We start from the raw sequence: 17,933 nt of genomic DNA on the forward strand, positions 1-17,933 counted from the left end.
CCAAAACACAATATGACAAATGTCACATAATATTGATGACACTTGCTAATTATCTCTCACACCAGCACCGGGCATACTGAATCCATAATCACGGAGAAACAGTATGCAAGCAGAACATAAACCGCTCGTCAGCATTAATCATCTTTCAAAACGCTTTGGAAAAGTGTGCGCCGTCGACGATGTCTCGCTAACTATTCAACCTAATGAAGTCGTGGCATTGCTCGGTGAAAATGGCGCGGGAAAAACCACCACTATAGGTTCGCTGCTGGGTCAGCTGAAAGCTGATTCCGGGGAAGTTATTGTCTTCGGCCATCCCGCCGCGCATTGGGCTGCCAAACAACAAATGGGTGTCATGCTACAGTCGGCTACGCTGCCCGATAATGTAAAGGTTATAGAGCAGTTACGGTTGTTTGCCAGCTATTATCCAAACAGTCTGTCGCTAGAGGACGCTCTTGAAAAAGCCTTACTCACAGACTTGCAACAACGCAAAGTGCAAACCTTATCTGGTGGTCAGAAGCAACGGTTGCTATTTGCTATGGCTATTATAGGCAATCCACGCCTGGTGATATTGGATGAACCGACAGTCGGCCTGGATGCCACAGCCCGGCGCGAATTCTGGCGCTGCATCCGGGCATTAGCAGCACGAGGCGCGTCGGTATTACTAACGACCCATTATCTGGAAGAAGCTGATGCGCTCTCCGACAGAATTATCGTGTTATCCAAAGGGCGAGTAATCGCTCAGGGTGTACCCGAACAGATAAAAGCAGAGCTGGGCGGTAAACGCCTGCGCTTTCGCAGTAACACTTCGCATGATGTTGTTCAAAAGCTCCTGCCAGATACCAAGGTGCATAGCCGCGGCGACTATATTGAGGTGTACTCAACAGCCCCACAAACGCACTTGATGGCGCTATTCGACGCTGACATTACAACCCTTGATCTGACTGTGTCAGGGATTTCACTGGAGGATGCGTTTTTACACCTCACTCAATCCACAGTCTCAACAAATAGCGCGGTAAATAATCAGGAGATATCGTCATGATCACTTCGCAACCGTTGTCGCTCTCTAAACGCTGGCAAATATTGCAGTTAGAGACTCAAACAGAATTATTAAAGACACTACGCAGTCCTGGCTTTGTGATCCCAAGCCTCGCTTTTCCGCTGATGTTCTATGTATTTTTTGGGTTACTGTTTAACGCCATGGGCGGTCAACCTGGTCAGGCGGCAAAATACCTGATGGCCACCTATGCCGTGTTCGGCGCTATCGGCCCGGCGCTATTTTCTTTCGGAGCCGATGTGGCCACCGATAAAGACAAAGGGATTTTGAGCCTAAAGCAGGTAAGCCCAATGCCAATTGGCAGCTATTTTGCTGCCCGTATTATTACGGCCATGTTATTTGCACTGGTCATTATTCTGAGCCTGTTTGCTCTGGGAGCCGCGTTTGGTAGCGTTACGATGACCCGCACTCAGTGGCTTTCTACACTCATAACCGTGTTGTTCGGTACGTTGCCATTCTGTGCTATCGGACTGTTTATTGGCTTGTCAGTAACAGCCAAAGCGGCACCAGCAGTAGTCAATCTTATTTACCTGCCCATGGCATTTTTATCCGGCCTGTGGGTACCCATTCAGCTATTTCCGTCGACGCTTGAACTGGCAGCCAATCTCTTCCCTGCTTACCACCTGGCACAACTGGCACTGGCAATTCAAGGCAATAGTCTGGGCGCGCCCTGGTATTTGCATGCTGGCGTATTAACTGCCTACACGCTGGTCTTTCTAGGCCTCTGTGTAAATCGATTCAACGCTATCGACAACCGTCACTAAACAAGGACAACAACATGAGATTCTCTATCATTGTAGTGGTGATATTAGCACTTATCGGCCTATTTATTAGTGTGCTTCCTACTCCGGAAGTAACGCCGCAGCCGGCAGCAACTAATGCCGAAAACACCCTTACTATTCCTGACAGCGGCAGTTATCGAATAACTAACATTGCGGTTTTTGATGGCCAGCAATGGCACGACAATACAGAGCTCACTATCAGTGAAGGACGTATTGTCAACCCTGACACAGTAACCGATGTCACGGTAATTGATGGTCAGGGCGGCTTTGTGATCCCGGGCCTGATTGATGCCCATACACACTCCTGGGGTAACGCGTTGCAGCAATCCTTACAGTATGGCGTAACCACCAGCCTGGATATGTTTACTGATACACGGTTTTTCCTGGCAAAAAAAGGCCAGCGGATTAGCCTGGATACGGTAACGGAAGCCGACTTATTTTCTTCAGGTGTGCTGGTAACCAGTGCCGGCGGACATGGCACCGAGTATGGCATTGCTATTCCAACTATTGCCCACCCCCAGGAAGCCAGCGACTTTGTGGCTGCGCGACTGGCTGAGGGTTCCGACTACATTAAGATTGTCTACGACGCATCGGCCAGTCATGCCGATCACAAAGGCCGTTTTACGTCTATTGATTATGACACCCTGGCGGCTGTAGTCAGAGCAGCTCATGCTCAAAACGCTGTGGCGGTAGTGCACGTCATGGATCTGGCTTCGGCAGAGCATGCTGCTAAGGCCGGAGCAGATGGCCTGGTTCATACTTTTGGTGGCACGCCAGCCAGTGACGAACTTATTGCACTGATGAAATCTCAGGACATGTTCGTCATCCCCACTTTATCAATTCTGGCATCGCTGGCCGGGGAAGGGCGAGGGCAGGCATTAATCGAGAATTCCGCTTTTAGCTCTCATTTGGCTGCTGATGTGAAGCACGCAATTGCTAACGATATTGCTTCTGGCCGGGTGGCGGAAGATTACTTTGCCATTGCAATAGAAAATACCCGCAGAATGTATGAAGCAGGTATCGCGGTACTAGCGGGAACCGATGCGCCAAACCAAGGTACTGCGCATGGGATCAGTCTGCACGATGAACTGGCCTTACTGGTGGACAGTGGGCTATCGCCTACCGAAGCGCTGACCGCCGCGACCTACTTACCCTATTCGACATTTAATCTAGGCGAGCGAGGCCATTTACGCAGTGGTGCGCGGGCAGATTTCATCGTGCTCAACAAAGATCCCAGGACGAACATCAAACACACCCAACATATTCGGTGGATAGTCAAAAATGGTTTTCAGGTCGCTGCCTATTTTGACACTCAGACTACCACCGGCGAAACACCCAAGACAGGCATGGTAAGTCAATTCAATACAGACCTTAAGTCACAGTTAGGTGGCCGGTTTGTAGTCTCCACTGACCAGATGATGCAAGGTAATTCTACAGCTACCATTAGCCACAATGCCCAGGGCTGTCATGGTAATGGCGCACTGAAAGTTTCAGGCACTGTTGGTAAGCAGTTTGCCTATCCATGGTCGGGCGTTTTTCTGATGTTCACAGAGTCCATGGATGCTGGCTATAATCTTAGTAATTTCAAGCGTATAGTATTTGATGTTACGGGCACTGAAAACGTCTTCAGATTAATGGTGCTAACGTCTCAAACCGGCCGCCCCAGCGAGGTAAATTTTACGGTAACAGGCCAGTGTCGACAGGTGTCGGTTAACCTGAGTGATATTGGTGGCGTTGACTGGACTAACGTCACTGGGATTGGCTGGGTTGCCGGAGCCGCAACACCGAATTTTAACTTTGAACTCGATAATATTTACTTTGAGTAAACATGATTAACCACCTTAAAAAGCTGGCCACAACGGTGCATCGCCGCTTGTTGCCAGCCAACACCGACATTGGCGTTTTGCCTTACCTATGGCTGGTCTACCTGGGCACTTTTTTTGTTCACTTTGTGTTTTACGATCCACCGGCCTGGCATGTGTGGCTGTCGGCAATAGGTATACTGTTTTTCCTTATCTGTTATTTTCGTGCTTACTGGACATCTGGTACTCATACCCTGTTTTACATTGCCGCCATCTGTGCAATAGGCACGGTACTCACTCTGGTTAATCCGGGAGCCGGCGTATTTTTTGTGTACGCCAGTGCATTTGCGGCACACGTGGGGCAACCAAAACAGAGCCTTGCCACCATAGCGATCATACTGGCTTACATAGTGTTACTAGCCTGGCTGCGCGACTTACCAGCTTTCTTTTACGTGCCGGCACTGACTTTCTCTATCATGATTGGCGGCGTCAATGTTTTTCAACGTGAAATGGCGAAGAAGAATACGCAACTCAAACTCAGCCAGGAAGAGGTCAAGCGTCTCGCTACTACGGCCGAACGCGAGCGGATTGCCCGGGACCTACATGATTTAATCGGCCACACCTTCTCCATGCTTACCATGAAGGCCCAGCTGGCGCAAAAACTGTTTGATCATGATACCGACAAAGCCCGTCAGGAAATTGCCGAACTCGAACAGATCAGTCGCAGTGCTTTAGCAGAAGTACGGGAAGCTGTTACCGGATATCGCCAAAAAGATATGGCCACAGAATTAGCCAACGCCAAAACCCTGCTCAATTCAATTGAGGTTGACTTTCATTATCATATTCCTGAGACCCCCTTGCCTGCTAACATAGACAGCACTCTGGGCTTTATTGTCCGCGAGGCAGTTACCAATCTGGTAAAGCACGCCAACGCAACCCGCTGCCAGATAACACTGAGCGAAACAGCCGGGCAGCTCAAACTTACTATTGCCGATAATGGCAGTAGCAAAGCCGGTCCTGAGGGCAATGGGCTAAAAGGTATGCGCGAGCGCGTAGCTCAACTGGGCGGCGAGTTGTCGCTTGATCATACACAAGGGTTTAGCATAACCGTAACGGTGCCACTATGAATACAACCATTAATATTCTGATTGCCGAAGACCAGGGAATGCTGCTAGGCGCATTGTCTGCACTGTTAGATTTAGAGCCGGACATGCAGGTCATCGGCAAAGCCAGCAACGGTAAACAGGCCTTGCAACTTATCAGCGAACTTAACCCCGACCTGGTACTAACCGACATTGAAATGCCCCAGATGACAGGGTTGGAATTAGCCCAACAAATTCAACAGCAATCTCTGGCCTGTAAAGTCATTATACTTACCACCTTTGCCCGTTCAGGGTACTTACGGCGTGCCATGGAATACGGCGTAAAAGGCTATTTACTTAAAGACGCTCCCAGTGACGATCTGGCCAATGCAATTCGCCGGGTAATGCAGGGCCGCAAAATGATTGCGCCAGAGCTTATTGTAGATGCCTGGGAAGAGGCCGACCCGTTGAGCGACAAAGAGCGCAAAGCCCTCAAACTGGCTGCAGATGGTTATCAAACTGAACAGATCGCCAATGAAATGCATTTGTCGCCGGGGACGGTGCGCAACTATTTATCCAGTGCCTCCAGTAAACTGAATGCCAGCAACCGTATTGAAGCGGCCCGAATTGCGCGACAGAAGGGTTGGCTGTAAGCAACTGAAACTATACAAACAGCGTATCGCTGCCCGCACAAACTTGCTCCATCACACCGGAGCCAGCTAAAGGTAGCTTTTCTAAGCGGGCATCACCGCCATAAGCACGACGTTGTTTTAGCACCGAGATAGGTTCGGGATCATCACTGCCTGAATCTCTCGTTTGCGCAGCCGCTGTCGCGCTGAGTCCTGATAACACTGCCAGATGTAAAAGTCGGCGTGCTGGGTTATCAATGAAAGATTCCTAGGGCGTGTTGGGTTGAAAAGCAGGCCTTTGTGCTAACGACCCCTCGTTGTACTCAGTGCCGTTAAACAGGAAGGGATAGTAAAACTCCCGTAGTTCAGCATGGAACGTGCGGATATCGCGCTCGTATTCCCATGCAGCTTTTGCATCCGTATAAGCCCAGCGTGTTAGGGTTCTTTTAAACAGTGTTGCTGGCGACAGTAGTGCTACCCATCCCGCCGCTTCATAACGCTGCTCAGCAATTTGCTGATAAGCCCGGGAGAGAGGCCGGGCTTTTTCATCGCCCACTTGCTGAAAGGCGTAATACCACTTCCATTCAAACAGGCTGCTGGTTTCAGTTTTGCCGTACCACTCGGGGTGAGATGCGACGAACGCATCCATGGTTGCCTGGTGTGGTAAATCCCAGGCATCATTTACTGCTTCACGCTGGGTCATCAGGATATCGCCGCCCTCAGGCCCATGATAAGCCTCCTCAAAGGCCACGTTGCCAACCGACGGTATGATATAGGTCGTCGCTAACCAAATACCCAGCAGCAGCGAAGCCAACACCGGAGCAGGAAAGGTAAAACGCGCAACCCAGTAACACAGCAACGACCAGAATAGTAAGTAAACCAGTACTACGGCGCACACCGCTGCCATTTGCCAGATTGGTACCCCGTTTACTATGGCGCCGCCAATAAACGGCAGGATGAGGGCCAGCCACAGCCCCAGCACAATTAATCCGGCACGTAATGGCCACAAGCTGCTATGCGTTCTGGCCGTGACAATCAAAAAGTCATGACGACCAGCAGCACGTTCAGCAGCTCGTAGATCGTGTAGTAGTAATATCAGTATGAGCGGCGCAAACACAGCTATAACAAAGGTAAAATCAATTTTGCCGGCTAATGATAGTTCAGGGTTTTGCGTATCTGACTCGTGAATCTGACCTTCCAGAGCTAACATTCGGATACGGTGTTTCCAGGGATACACATCCCGAACGCCCAACGCTGCAAAGGCCAGTGGCGAGGGCAGCGCATACGTCAGGTGAAAGGTGTAATAGGCAATATAGCCATTGTCGTGATGCTTAAGGGTTACCTCTTCACGATCCGCTTTATCCCCTTCCAGTAAACGCTCAATGGTGGCTTTTTGCTGCGCCACCTCAACACTGCCTGTCCAAACTGAAAACAGGGCCAACGCACAGGAAGCCACTAACAGTAGAGACACATTTTTTTTGCGTAAAACAAACGCAGCTTCACGACGAATATCTGACCAACTCATACTCGTCTACCTGCAATATAAGTGAAACCCAGCACTAATCCGGCAGCAAACAGCAATTGCAATACGGCCGTCAGGCTATTAAAAAACCGTTGTCCGGCTGGCAACGGCGTAAATTGAAATTCTTCCAGCATCTGCCAGTTTTCAGCATCCACGGTAGCGGCTTTTTTAGCCTCTGCACTTTTATATTTATTCGCATCCTGCTCAAGGCTCATGCCCTCGGCATGCAGCTTATTCAGTGACTGCACAAATTCAAAACGTACAGCTTCGGCCTCGCGCATAAACCGCTGGTAGTTTTCCAGATCCGTGCCTGCGAGCTTCATCGACGCATTTTGAATAGCTATCATCGGTGATAGCCAGCCAAACATTCTGGCAATGACTGCCTGCGATTGCTGTTGCGCCATTTGCTGTTCAGCAAATTCATTTAACACTTCGGTTAAATCCGCTTCAGATTTTTGTGCCACCACGCCCCTGAAGTTAATCGGTAGATCCTCCACCGAGTCTACGTTGTATTGCGCTAGCAAATTGTCTTTAAAAGCTTTAAACGCCGGATCGTTAGCATTATGCCCATCACCCATCTGATGCAGTTTCTTTAGCACCGCAAAATCTGTTTCCAACTTACCTGGCGAGGCAACCATTACGCTTGCTGTGTTACTCGCGACCCGCGGTACTACAAGGCACAGTAGGATCCATACCGCCACCAAACCACTGAAGCTAACGCTGTTAGAACGAGCCAAAGTTGATATCAGCAACACCAGCGCGCACCACACCACAATGTAAATCAGGTAACTCAAAATGAAGGTCAATACCGGCACTACCTCGGCACCGTTTAACACCGAAATCAGGGCACCGATAATCAATGGGGTAAGCACCAGCAAACCAGCCCCTGCCATTGCAACACCTTTACCGGCGAGTAAAACCAGTGGCGATACGCCCTGTACTTTAAGAAAATCCAGCGTGCCGGCTTCCCGCTCCCGGGTCATCACCCCAAATCCCAGAACAATTAACAGCAGCGGCGTAAGTACCTGCATGACATAGGCCGGAGTGAGTCTTCCTACCCAGGTTAAACCGGTGCCTTGCTTCTGGTCAGCAAAGGTAGCTCCATTTTGACGATGGCCTTCCAGAAAAATGGCATTACCAGTGAAGCTGTCGATGCCCGGATCAAGCGAGCCCAGTGGCGGTGGTGAACGAAACAAGTAATGCCCATAATGCACCATTCGGTGAGGATGACGATCAGGCTGCTCTTCAAATGCCGTAATCGATTCTGACTGCATGTGCTGACGCTGTTCAGTGGTATGGCTAATGGTCGCATGCGTTACCCAGACCGATGCGGCGGCAAGAAGCAACGCAATAATCAACACGGTTTGCGCCAGGCTGGAACGCCGCCAGTAACGCCATTCATCCCTGGCGATGGTAAAGACAGTGTTACTCATGCAACCACTCCCTGAGTAAAGGCTTTATGCACCGCTTCAGAATCAATATTTCCCTGCTCAGGGGCATCAAACATACCTACAATCTCACCATCCCGAAGCAAACCAATGCGATTAGCTACATGGCAGGCCCCATACACGTCGTCAGTAACCATTAAAATGGTGGCACCCTGTGCAGCCAGCCGACTTACCAGGCGGTTAAACTCATCAATAGCTACCGGATCAAGCCCGGACGTGGGCTCATCCAGAAAAAGAATGGGGGCTTCACGCAGCAGCGCTAAAGCAATTGCTGTTTTTTGCCGCATGCTTTTAGAGTAACCACCAAGTGCGGTGCGCCATGCTGACTCCTGCAATGCTACTCGTTGAAGAGCGGCAACAATCTCTGTTTCTGACTTGTCTTTACCCGACAAAGATAAAAAGTACTGGATATTCTCAATCGCGGTTAAATGCCCGTATAACATGACCGATTCCGGTAAATAGGCCACCTTCTGACGAACAATGCCAGGGTCTTTTTTCACATCCACGCCATCCAGCCGCACCGAGCCTGAAGTTGGCTTCATTAACCCCAGAAAGGTCTTGATAGTTGTCGATTTACCAGCCCCGTTTCCGCCGAGTAAGGCAAGTACCTCTCCTCTGTTAGCATTAAAGGAAACATTTTTTAGAATTTTCTTTGTTTTCACATCAACACATAAGTTTGATGCGCTGATAACGGCGTCAGGCATGGTAATAAATCCGGAAATGAAAGTAGATTAAGGGATAAAATAGCTACACCCATTATGTTATACCATAACATTTACGAACAAAATTACCTTGTTATGCGCCTCGTCGTCCAATTTATCTTATTGATCTCATAAGCTTAGTTTACCCCTTCCAAAGCATCATTTTCATCTCTCCACCATTCATTTACAGTGAAGCTAACTAACCGTCGGGAGTCAGCATGAAAACCATTCATTTTGTCATTGCAGCAATCAGCCTGTTATTTGCTATACGCCCGGTTTCTGCACAGCACGAGGGTGGCAGCGGGAACACCAGTGAGTTAAGTTACGAATCCTTTGTAACCAGCACCAAACCGATTAAATGTTTGTATGGTTATGCCGCAGAAAAAGTAGGCGATCACGATGCGGCGATTGCGATTTTTGAGGACTGCATTGAACGCTTCAACAGTGTGTATTCAATGATTTGGCTGGCGCAAATTTACGATACTGGGGTTGGCGTTCCCAGAGATGAGAAAAAGGCCACGGCCCTGCTTAAGCGCGGTGCCATGACTAATGATGAAGCGGGCTATTCCGCATTGGCTCAATACCATTATGGCGTTGCACTAATAGAAGGTAAAGGTACCCCTGCCGACCGCTCGGCCGGCGTTGCCTGGCTTACAAAAGCCAGTGAAGCCGGAGTTCAGGAGGCAACCGATTACCTCAACAGCCTTCCGTCTTCCTAAAAGTGACATTCAACCGCAATAGTGTCGTTCCGTCACTTTGGGTAACAGTTCAGGACAGACTAATCCGATCCACTGGCTGACGCCGAACCTGCTGTTGCCGCAATCACGCCGGCTGTAGCCGCAGATGACTGCTGAGCCTGGAGCTGATCGGCAATTAACGATGCATTCTGGTTTTCGCTGGCAATAATGCACGGGCCATAACCCAGACCATCCAGTTTGTTTTCCCATAACACCTTGCCATCTTTGGCGGCAACGCAGAATAAATGCCCACCTGAATAGGCGAACACCTTGTCATCTTCAAATAACAGATTAGTTACACCGGATGTGGATTTTAGTTTGGTGGCCCAAAGCTTATCGCCCGAGGCTTTATCGATGCATACCAACTGACCTTTTATACCGAGAAAGAGCTTTTCCATCATTAATACCATACTCGCTACAGATACAAATCAGCCTAACACTAAATGACGCAGTCGGGGGCAGTCAGACATACTTACTAACAAATATTGAGTTAACTGTCTTTTTCTGAAGTTGCTGCCAGTTGCTCTACCGCCGGTTTGTAGTTTTGCGCGGCGGACTTTTGTAACCACTGCAAACTTAACTCCGCATCCACCGGCTTGCCTGCACCGGTTGAATACATCACCGACAGTGCATACTGAGCCCGGGCATTGCCTGCTTTAGCAGCTACCGAGAAAAGCTCGGCAGCTTTATTGAGATCACGCGGCACGGCCAGGCCGGTTTCATAGAGCCACGCCAGTTCGGTCATGGCGGCATAATTAGCGGGCGATTGCTCGCTGAGTTTGATCAGTTGCGCAATGGCCTGTTCATTGTCGCCGCGCATAAGCAAGCGTTTAACGCTGAGCATGGGATCACTACTGTCTGGCTCATCAGTAGTGAGCGTTTTGAGCAGCCGGCCGGCATCTTCGTCGCCATCTAAAGCAGCCACCATCAACCAGTGTTTTGCCGTATCCGGCGACACCATTTCAGGATGCTCCAAAGCCATCAGACCTACCTGATAAGCCCCCGCTCGACTGCCTGCTTCGGCGGCCTGCAAATAGTAACCGCGGGCCGCAACCAGGCTTTGTTCAACGCCTTTGCCCTGCTCGTACAGGATCCCTAAATTAAACAGTGCTTCGGCCTTACCTGCGCCATCTATCTGCTGCCACATAGCATGCGCCAGCGGATAATTGGCCATCTTGTATTCGGCATAGGCCATGTAGAGCTGCACTCTGGGTTGTGCATTAACGAAATCGTCTGACAATTCCACGCTGGCCCTGACCTGATTTACGCTAACCAGCCCCAGTAATCCCATCACCAAAACAATTGCTCGCATAGTTCACCTGCTTAACAACACTGATGCACTAAGCCTAAGTCAATTTTAAGCGGGATGATCTCCTACTTTAGGCCTTTTTTCGCAGGCAAAAAAAAGCAGGCCAGTGGATGAGGGCCTGCTAAAAGGATTCTAATAGAGTTAAGAGACACACTATTAAAACTACGTACGCCGTTAATGTAACCTCTCTCCAACCCAATTGCAAATAATAACTATTATCATTACGGATTTTGTATGCCGGCCACCAGGCTATCAATTACCATACGGATTTTGGGTGATAAATGGCGGGTAGGCGGATACAGCGCCCAAATTCCCTCATGGGCGATTTGCTGGTTGGGCAACAACTCGATAAGCTCACCGGAGGCCAGATATGGCCGGATATAGTAATCAGGTAACTGAATAATTCCGAGATTTTTAAGCGCGGCATCAATTAGCGCTACACCGCTGTTACAACGCAGGCGCGGCTTTACCCTGACGATTTCATGCTTGCCATTGCGGCTGAACTTCCAGTTATCTGAGGTACCCAGAATACATTGATGATTGGGTAATTCAGACAGTGAGTGCGGCGTACCACGCTTTTCGAGGTAAGCTGGAGAAGCCGCCAGATGCCAGGCGCGGCTGGACAATCGCCGGGCGATATAGGAAGAATCTTCCAACTCACCCAGGCGAATCGCCAGATCGTATCCATCGTGAATTAAATCCACCAGCTGATTGGTCAGGTTTAGCTGAATTTCAAGATCCGGGTGTGCTGCTGATATGTCATTCACAATGGGGGCAATAATTCGTTCTCCGTAAGTGACCGGCGCTGTCATTTTTAACTTACCGGTAGGTTTTGCCTGCAGATCAGTAACCACTTTCTCAGCCGCGCTGAGTTCTTCCAGAATAGGTTTACAATGACGATAAAAAGTCTCGCCCGAGTCTGTTACCGCCACCACGCGGGTGGTACGGTTGAGCAGTTTGGTACTGAGCCGGTTTTCAAGCTTAGCTACCTGTCGCGAAACCTGCGCAGTAGAGAGCCCCAACCGCTTTGCTGCCAGGGTAAAATTCTGCGCTTCAACCACCGCGACAAATTCGTTGATCCCTTCCCAGTTCGCCATAAAACCCCGATTATTACCATATGGTAAAAGTTATTTACATAAAACAGCTATTGTTACTGATTCTATCAGGTCTACAATAAATGTAATTAACTAAATCAACTCAAGAAAAACCAAGAGGATGTTGAAATATGGCAGATGTCATTACCTGTAAAGCAGCAATTGCCTGGGAAGCTGGCAAACCTTTAAGCATCGAAGAGGTGCAGGTTGCGCCACCGAAAGCGGGTGAAGTTCGCGTTAAAATTGTTGCCACAGGGGTTTGTCATACTGATGCGTTTACCTTGTCAGGTGACGATCCTGAAGGTGTATTCCCGTCAATTCTGGGTCACGAAGGTGGCGGTATTGTTGAGTCTGTAGGCGAAGGTGTTACCTCAGTAAAAGTGGGCGACCACGTTATTCCGTTATACACGGCTGAGTGTGGCAAGTGTAAATTTTGTACTTCGGGTAAAACCAACCTGTGTAGCGCAGTTCGCGAAACCCAGGGTAAAGGCCTGATGCCTGATGGCACTACACGTTTTACCTGTAACGGTAAAGAAATTTTCCATTACATGGGTTGTTCTACTTTTTCTGAATACACCGTACTGCCAGAAATTTCACTGGCTAAAGTAAATCCAACGGCGCCACTGGAAGAAGTATGCTTACTGGGCTGCGGTGTTACCACCGGGATGGGCGCAGTAACTAAAACCGCAAAAGTTCAGGAAGGCGATACCGTAGCGGTGTTTGGCCTGGGCGGCATTGGTTTGTCTGCGATTATCGGCGCTACCATGGCAAAGGCTGGTCGCATCATTGGTATCGACCTGAATGAGTCCAAGTTTGAACTGGCGAAAAAGCTCGGCGCTACTGACTGTATCAACCCGAAAGACTACGACAAGCCTATTCAGGAAGTGATCGTAGAAATGACCGACGGTGGCGTGGATTACTCGTTTGAGTGTATCGGTAACGTGAATGTTATGCGTTCCGCTCTTGAGTGCTGCCATAAAGGGTGGGGGGAATCAGTCATCATCGGTGTTGCCGGAGCAGGTCAGGAAATTTCGACCCGTCCATTCCAGTTAGTCACCGGTCGGGTATGGCGAGGCACTGCCTTTGGTGGCGTAAAAGGTCGCTCAGAACTGCCAGGGATCGTTGAAGACTACCTGGCTGGCAAGTTCGCCCTGAATGACTTCATTACCCATACCATGAGTCTGGAAGACATTAACGAAGCCTTTGACTTAATGCACGAAGGCAAGAGTATCCGCAGCGTAATTCACTACAACGGTTAATAACTGCACCCGCCACCAACGAGCGATGACCCACATCTCGGTGGCGGGGTAGTTTTTTCAACGGACGTCGAATTTTATCATGACAATAGAAAACACGAGTTGTAACAGAAGCTTTGGTGGCTGGCATAAACAGTACACGCATCGCTCCAAAGTCAATCGCTGTGAAATGCGATTTGCTATTTATTTACCTCCACAGTGCAATGATGGCACAAAAGTACCGGTCCTTTACTGGTTATCGGGCCTTACCTGTACCGACGAGAACTTTATGCAAAAGGCCGGTGCGCAACGTCTGGCGGCGGAATTAGGCATAGCCATTGTGGCACCGGACACCTCCCCCCGCGGAGATGATGTGGCCGACGATGACAACTACGACTTAGGGAAAGGCGCGGGCTTTTATGTCAACGCCACTCAATCACCCTGGGCAACCCACTATCACATGTACGATTACGTGGTAAAAGAGCTGCCTACGATCATCGAAGAAAACTTCCCGGTATCAGGTAAACGTGCCATTGCCGGTCATTCTATGGGCGGACACGGTGCGCTGAGCATCGCGCTGAAAAACCCGGGTATGTTTGCTTCGGCATCGGCCTTCAGCCCAATCACCAATCCGGTTAATTGCCCCTGGGGTCAAAAAGCGTTTACGGCCTATCTGGGCGATGATAAGTCTTCCTGGGAAGCGCACGACACTGTGTGTCTGATCAATGCCAGCAAAGCGCATACGCCAATGTTAGTCGATCAGGGCCTGGACGATAACTTCCTGGCAGAGCAGCTAAAACCTGAGGCACTGCAACACGCCGCTGAAGCAAATCAGTATCCGCTAACCCTGCGTCAGCATGAAGGCTACGATCACAGCTATTACTTTATTGCCTCGTTTATTGGCGATCACCTGCGTTTTCACGCCGATCACTTCTAAATGAGCCATGCAGAATAACAAATGTGAAAGGCCACTATTGAAGTGGCCTTTTTTATTTCTATTCCACGGGCTCAATTGTAAATAAAAAGATAACACAATCCGGTAATTGTGTTAGCAGCCTAAATACAACTTGTACGACCACCTTCAACCTAATACATTTATTACTGCGCCAAAGGCCCCGCGCAGCATGATTTGTGCCCTTTAAGACTACCCGGCGCGTTCCCGCTCAATAACAATTATTAGGTTTCCAGGTACTTACTATGCGCTTTAGCTCACTTAGTATTAAACAAAAGCTCATCACCATTCTCATCATTGCGGTACTCGCCTCTACTTTGCTGGTGGGTACGGTTCAACAATTTATCGCCCGCGATATGATGGAAACCAACATGGAAACGGCGCAGCTACCCAATATGGTAAAACAGGTGGCCAACCGGGTAGATAAAGAAGTGACTTTGATGAAATCAGTCGCTTTCAGCATTGCCAATAATCCGGACATTATTGCCTGGTCTGCGGCCGGTGCCGATAAGCCGGGCGAAGCCCGCCTGGTAAATTATCTTGGCGAAATTGCCCGTTTTAACGACCTCACTGTTACCTCATTTGTCGACCGCAACACCCACAAATACTGGAATCAGGACGGCTTTTTACGGGTACTTAAAAACGATCAGTACGATGGCTGGTTCTTCGCTTATAAAGACAGTGGTCAGGAAACTTCATTAAGTTTGTACAACGAACCCGGCCAGGGCTATCGTTTATTTGCTAACTACCAGCAAACCAATGGGCGCGGTATGTCAGGGGTAGCAAAGTCTGTCGATGAATTGGTGGATGTGCTGAACAGTGTAAAAATCGCCGAAAGCGGTTTTATTTACATGACCGATGGTGAAGGCACTATCATTGCCCATTCCAATACCGACCTGTTAGGTAAGTCACATTTACGCGATGTCACATCCGGGCAAACAGCCAACCAGTTACTGCAACAGCAGTCTTTCAATCTGGCCCGGGGGGAAGACATGCTTTACGCCAGCACCTATGTAAAAAGCGCAGGCTGGTATGTCATCGCTCAGGTACCGGAAAATGAGCTGTACTCGCAAATGGATAATGCCAGCCTGAGTATGATTTTCTGGTCGCTGGTGATTGCCGGTGGGTTTGCTCTGCTTGGCGTCTGGCTGGCCGGAACCATCAGTAAACCCATTGAAAATCTCGCCGCAGTGTTTAAACAGCTTGGTGACGGCCACGGTGATCTGACCAAACGCATTCCCCTGCCCGAGCAGCGCGAAACCCGCCAGTTGGTTGATGGCTTTAACCGCTTTATTGCCAGCCTGCATGACATTATCTCACGGGTAACCGATACCAGCGCGAATCTGCGCCAGTCTGCTTTTGAGGTGGCCAGCCAGTCCAAAACGACACAGACCAATAGCGAAGAGCAGCGCGACCGCACTATCCAGGTAGCCACGGCGCTAACCCAGATGAGCCATACGGTTAATGATATTGCCTCGTCTGCGCAGGCAGCCGCCGCCGATGCCCAGGCGTGCTCCTCAACCTCCACTAACGGGCTGGATACCACGGCACGGGCGGTCGCTAATATTAATCAGTTAGCCAAACAGGTATCCGAAGTAACGGCCGTTATCGAGTCACTGGATTCCCATACTGCCGATATTATTGGCATTCTAGATACCATCCGTGGCATCTCAGAACAAACCAACTTACTGGCCCTGAACGCCGCCATCGAAGCGGCCAGAGCCGGCGATCATGGTCGGGGCTTCTCGGTAGTTGCCGATGAAGTTCGCAGCCTGGCTTCACGGGCGGCTCAGTCTACCGACGAGATCCAGAGCAAGATTGATAAATTTAAATATGACTCCGACCAGGCGCTGGTGAAAATGCGCGACAGCCGCGGACAAACCGAAGAAGTGGTTAGCGCAGCACAAAATCTGGAAACCCTGCTTACCTCCATTGCTTCCGGTATCCAGCATATTAATGATGTAAATATGCAGGTCGCCACTGCCACCGAAGAGCAGACTCAGGTCATAGAAGATATTAACCAGAACATTCAGCAGATCAGCACGAATAGCGATGATAATCTACATGCGGCCCGACAAATGGTTGCCGTGAGTGATCAATTGGATTCGCTGGCCGCCGAGCTTAATGAGCAGGTTAATCGCTTTACGCTGTAGTAAAAAATCCACCTTCTAAAGAAGGTGGCTTTGCGTTACCCCCCTAAAAGGGGGCTTTGTTTAAATCGAAGAAAGGACAATAATTGTGCCCTTCTTCAGTGTTGTCATTGTCACTGGCAGACATAACAAACTAGAAGAATCATCATGGATGAGGATTCAGTCGATGCGGCACAGGGACGTGCCGTCATTGACGGTCTAGTTTGTTCTGTCAGGGACGATGGCGCTTTTCACTGATAAGGGCTGCGGGGAGTCCAGAGTGGTTCCCGGTCACCGGGTCGCACTACCCCCTCTGGTCGCTGTCGGCGACTCCGACAACAATGTATAGACACCTTTCTTTGCCAGCTTAAATCTATGCGGGCAAAGCCCTACCACGAATGATAACCACCTACTGAAGTAGGTGGTTTAGGGCCGAAAACAAAAAATCCGAGCGTGAGTGCAGTTGCCCGGGTTGATACCCAGTGATAAATCTGCACACCCTGGCGGGCTTTACATAGTGAGCAATGGTGGCTATATATTAGTCAACAGACATTGTCAAAATAAGGATATTTTCGCTATGAGTAACGCCCGCAGTTTGCGTATTTTCGCCCTTATCGGTTTAGTTTCTTTAACCGTATTTCTGGCTTATTCCACCTATCGCAATCAACAAAGCATTGAGCACATTGAGTCTAAGGTTGTCAGCCAGAGTGAAGCTAAGGCGCGTCTGATTAGCCACTAGTCCCTGAGCTAAAACTCCCGCTGATAAGACAGGGCAATAAAGTCCAGGCCAGGATTAGGTTTCTTAAAGCCGGCATTAGAGTAATGGAAATAACGCACGGCTACGTGATGCTGGTTGTTGTTTCCAAACTGCATCATTATGCCAAGTCGATCTTCAAACTGATAGTGAGTACTAACGTCTTTACCTGCGAAGGTGGTATCTTCAATAAGCGAGAAACCAATCCCGGCTTCCAGAAACAGAGGAGCTTGTTTGATTGTTCCAATCTGTTTTACCAGCACCGGCGAGACCGCCAGCACAAAATCGGTATCGTGGTTATCGTCCGCCCCGTATTCCCAGAAATTAACGCTCGCTTCCCAGTACAGCAGGATGTCATCGCTGATATATGACAACGGTCCGGCGTTGTAACGGGCGGCAAGCTTAATCCCTTCGACATCACCCTCACCGCGAATATAGTCTACAGAGTAACCAGGATTTCCGGCCACACTCAGGGTTGGCAGCAGTAACAGGCAGAAGCTTAAAAATAGTTTTTTCATAAATAGAATTTTCAGCCATTAATAAGTAGTGACTGCATTTTAAATCCTAATTAAATGGATATTTATTGCTTAAATAGACTAAATTCGTTTCACAAAAAAGAACGATCTTTACAGACAGATCACAATCTTCAGGCAAAGTGAGAGTTCGATAAGGGCCCTGTCTGCAATAGTCCGAAAAAACAACG

At 49.3% G+C, this 17,933-nt stretch carries 18 protein-coding genes; 10 read left to right on the top strand and 8 right to left on the bottom strand.

Annotation, left to right across the window (positions count from 1 at the left end; all coding sequences use genetic code 11):
* The first annotated feature begins 103 nt into the window (after positions 1-103).
* Genes AC566Q_RS22525 through AC566Q_RS22545 form a run of 5 tightly spaced genes read left to right on the top strand, consistent with a single transcriptional unit; the run spans position 104 to position 5,373 of the window.
* Entirely contained in the window at positions 104-1,039 is a 936-nt protein-coding gene (locus AC566Q_RS22525; RefSeq protein ID WP_499611267.1) for an ABC transporter ATP-binding protein, read from the top strand.
* Complete coding sequence (locus tag AC566Q_RS22530) at positions 1,036-1,818, top strand: ABC transporter permease (protein ID WP_499611269.1); 783 nt, start codon at positions 1,036-1,038, stop codon at positions 1,816-1,818. Before AC566Q_RS22525 ends, AC566Q_RS22530 begins: the two co-directional genes overlap by 4 nt.
* A gap of 14 nt (positions 1,819-1,832) precedes the next feature.
* A complete protein-coding gene (locus tag AC566Q_RS22535) occupies positions 1,833-3,662 on the top strand; it encodes an amidohydrolase family protein (protein ID WP_499611272.1) in 1,830 nt (609 codons plus the stop codon).
* 2 nt (positions 3,663-3,664) lie between these two features.
* Entirely contained in the window at positions 3,665-4,765 is a 1,101-nt protein-coding gene (locus tag AC566Q_RS22540) for a sensor histidine kinase (protein ID WP_499611276.1), read from the top strand.
* Positions 4,762-5,373, top strand: a complete 612-nt coding sequence (locus AC566Q_RS22545; protein ID WP_499611279.1) for a response regulator transcription factor — start codon at positions 4,762-4,764, stop codon at positions 5,371-5,373. The genes AC566Q_RS22540 and AC566Q_RS22545 overlap by 4 nt, the downstream gene beginning before the upstream one ends.
* 10 nt (positions 5,374-5,383) lie before the next feature.
* Here AC566Q_RS22545 and AC566Q_RS22550 read toward each other — a convergent pair whose 3' ends face one another.
* From AC566Q_RS22550 to AC566Q_RS22565, 4 genes are read right to left on the bottom strand one after another with little or no spacing between them, the layout of a single operon-like run.
* Positions 5,384-5,572 (bottom strand): hypothetical protein, encoded by a 189-nt coding sequence (locus tag AC566Q_RS22550; protein WP_499611282.1) that lies wholly within the window; start codon positions 5,570-5,572, stop codon positions 5,384-5,386.
* A 45-nt stretch (positions 5,573-5,617) separates the two neighbouring features.
* Positions 5,618-6,874, bottom strand: coding sequence for a DUF3526 domain-containing protein (locus AC566Q_RS22555; protein ID WP_499611286.1), 1,257 nt, complete (start codon positions 6,872-6,874; stop codon positions 5,618-5,620).
* Entirely contained in the window at positions 6,871-8,304 is a 1,434-nt protein-coding gene (locus AC566Q_RS22560) for an ABC transporter permease (RefSeq protein WP_499611291.1), read from the bottom strand. The genes AC566Q_RS22555 and AC566Q_RS22560 overlap by 4 nt, the downstream gene beginning before the upstream one ends.
* A complete protein-coding gene (locus tag AC566Q_RS22565; RefSeq protein ID WP_499611296.1) occupies positions 8,301-9,023 on the bottom strand; it encodes an ABC transporter ATP-binding protein in 723 nt (240 codons plus the stop codon). The genes AC566Q_RS22560 and AC566Q_RS22565 overlap by 4 nt, the downstream gene beginning before the upstream one ends.
* Positions 9,024-9,238: 215 nt before the next feature.
* Here AC566Q_RS22565 and AC566Q_RS22570 point away from each other — a divergent pair, with 215 nt between their 5' ends.
* Positions 9,239-9,739 (top strand): tetratricopeptide repeat protein, encoded by a 501-nt coding sequence (locus AC566Q_RS22570; RefSeq protein WP_499611302.1) that lies wholly within the window; start codon positions 9,239-9,241, stop codon positions 9,737-9,739.
* 59 nt (positions 9,740-9,798) lie between these two features.
* Here the strand turns inward: AC566Q_RS22570 and AC566Q_RS22575 are convergent, their stop codons facing one another.
* From AC566Q_RS22575 to AC566Q_RS22585, 3 genes are all read right to left on the bottom strand, one after another.
* The gene (locus AC566Q_RS22575; protein ID WP_499611307.1) at positions 9,799-10,167 is read right to left on the bottom strand and encodes an outer membrane protein assembly factor BamB family protein; all 369 of its coding nucleotides are present in this window, start codon (positions 10,165-10,167) and stop codon (positions 9,799-9,801) included.
* An 80-nt stretch (positions 10,168-10,247) separates the two neighbouring features.
* Positions 10,248-11,069 (bottom strand): tetratricopeptide repeat protein, encoded by an 822-nt coding sequence (locus AC566Q_RS22580; protein WP_499611310.1) that lies wholly within the window; start codon positions 11,067-11,069, stop codon positions 10,248-10,250.
* A 218-nt stretch (positions 11,070-11,287) separates the two neighbouring features.
* Positions 11,288-12,163: a LysR family transcriptional regulator gene (locus tag AC566Q_RS22585; RefSeq protein ID WP_499611313.1), complete on the bottom strand. Its 876-nt coding sequence runs from the start codon at positions 12,161-12,163 to the stop codon at positions 11,288-11,290.
* A 128-nt stretch (positions 12,164-12,291) separates the two neighbouring features.
* Here AC566Q_RS22585 and AC566Q_RS22590 point away from each other — a divergent pair, with 128 nt between their 5' ends.
* The 4 genes from AC566Q_RS22590 (at position 12,292) to AC566Q_RS22605 (ending at position 17,215) form a co-directional block, all read left to right on the top strand.
* Positions 12,292-13,419: an S-(hydroxymethyl)glutathione dehydrogenase/class III alcohol dehydrogenase gene (locus AC566Q_RS22590; protein ID WP_499611318.1), complete on the top strand. Its 1,128-nt coding sequence runs from the start codon at positions 12,292-12,294 to the stop codon at positions 13,417-13,419.
* A 79-nt stretch (positions 13,420-13,498) separates the two neighbouring features.
* Positions 13,499-14,332, top strand: coding sequence for an S-formylglutathione hydrolase (gene fghA / locus AC566Q_RS22595; protein WP_499611321.1), 834 nt, complete (start codon positions 13,499-13,501; stop codon positions 14,330-14,332).
* Positions 14,333-14,592: 260 nt separating this feature from the next.
* Complete coding sequence (locus AC566Q_RS22600) at positions 14,593-16,500, top strand: methyl-accepting chemotaxis protein (RefSeq protein WP_499611323.1); 1,908 nt, start codon at positions 14,593-14,595, stop codon at positions 16,498-16,500.
* Between the two features lie 553 nt (positions 16,501-17,053).
* Positions 17,054-17,215, top strand: a complete 162-nt coding sequence (locus AC566Q_RS22605; RefSeq protein ID WP_499611326.1) for a hypothetical protein — start codon at positions 17,054-17,056, stop codon at positions 17,213-17,215.
* A gap of 8 nt (positions 17,216-17,223) precedes the next feature.
* Here the strand turns inward: AC566Q_RS22605 and AC566Q_RS22610 are convergent, their stop codons facing one another.
* Positions 17,224-17,748 carry an acyloxyacyl hydrolase gene (locus AC566Q_RS22610; protein ID WP_499611328.1) on the bottom strand — a complete coding sequence of 175 codons (525 nt, stop codon included), beginning with the start codon at positions 17,746-17,748 and terminating at the stop codon, positions 17,224-17,226.
* Positions 17,749-17,933: the final 185 nt, after the last annotated feature.

It is taken from the genome of Alteromonas sp. H02 (assembly GCF_059682525.1).

What these genes read in the sequence shown, in the direction of transcription:
- AC566Q_RS22580 (WP_499611310.1), bottom strand. Translation starts at nt 11,069, where the DNA reads ATGCGAGCAATTGTTTTGGTGATGGGATTACTGGGGCTGGTTAGCGTA.
- AC566Q_RS22600 (WP_499611323.1), top strand. Translation starts at nt 14,593, where the DNA reads ATGCGCTTTAGCTCACTTAGTATTAAACAAAAGCTCATCACCATTCTC.
- AC566Q_RS22585 (WP_499611313.1), bottom strand. Translation starts at nt 12,163, where the DNA reads ATGGCGAACTGGGAAGGGATCAACGAATTTGTCGCGGTGGTTGAAGCG.
- AC566Q_RS22555 (WP_499611286.1), bottom strand. Translation starts at nt 6,874, where the DNA reads ATGAGTTGGTCAGATATTCGTCGTGAAGCTGCGTTTGTTTTACGCAAA.
- AC566Q_RS22570 (WP_499611302.1), top strand. Translation starts at nt 9,239, where the DNA reads ATGAAAACCATTCATTTTGTCATTGCAGCAATCAGCCTGTTATTTGCT.
- fghA (WP_499611321.1), top strand. Translation starts at nt 13,499, where the DNA reads ATGACAATAGAAAACACGAGTTGTAACAGAAGCTTTGGTGGCTGGCAT.
- AC566Q_RS22530 (WP_499611269.1), top strand. Translation starts at nt 1,036, where the DNA reads ATGATCACTTCGCAACCGTTGTCGCTCTCTAAACGCTGGCAAATATTG.
- AC566Q_RS22545 (WP_499611279.1), top strand. Translation starts at nt 4,762, where the DNA reads ATGAATACAACCATTAATATTCTGATTGCCGAAGACCAGGGAATGCTG.
- AC566Q_RS22590 (WP_499611318.1), top strand. Translation starts at nt 12,292, where the DNA reads ATGGCAGATGTCATTACCTGTAAAGCAGCAATTGCCTGGGAAGCTGGC.
- AC566Q_RS22610 (WP_499611328.1), bottom strand. Translation starts at nt 17,748, where the DNA reads ATGAAAAAACTATTTTTAAGCTTCTGCCTGTTACTGCTGCCAACCCTG.
- AC566Q_RS22575 (WP_499611307.1), bottom strand. Translation starts at nt 10,167, where the DNA reads ATGGTATTAATGATGGAAAAGCTCTTTCTCGGTATAAAAGGTCAGTTG.
- AC566Q_RS22605 (WP_499611326.1), top strand. Translation starts at nt 17,054, where the DNA reads ATGAGTAACGCCCGCAGTTTGCGTATTTTCGCCCTTATCGGTTTAGTT.
- AC566Q_RS22560 (WP_499611291.1), bottom strand. Translation starts at nt 8,304, where the DNA reads ATGAGTAACACTGTCTTTACCATCGCCAGGGATGAATGGCGTTACTGG.
- AC566Q_RS22565 (WP_499611296.1), bottom strand. Translation starts at nt 9,023, where the DNA reads ATGCCTGACGCCGTTATCAGCGCATCAAACTTATGTGTTGATGTGAAA.
- AC566Q_RS22525 (WP_499611267.1), top strand. Translation starts at nt 104, where the DNA reads ATGCAAGCAGAACATAAACCGCTCGTCAGCATTAATCATCTTTCAAAA.
- AC566Q_RS22540 (WP_499611276.1), top strand. Translation starts at nt 3,665, where the DNA reads ATGATTAACCACCTTAAAAAGCTGGCCACAACGGTGCATCGCCGCTTG.
- AC566Q_RS22535 (WP_499611272.1), top strand. Translation starts at nt 1,833, where the DNA reads ATGAGATTCTCTATCATTGTAGTGGTGATATTAGCACTTATCGGCCTA.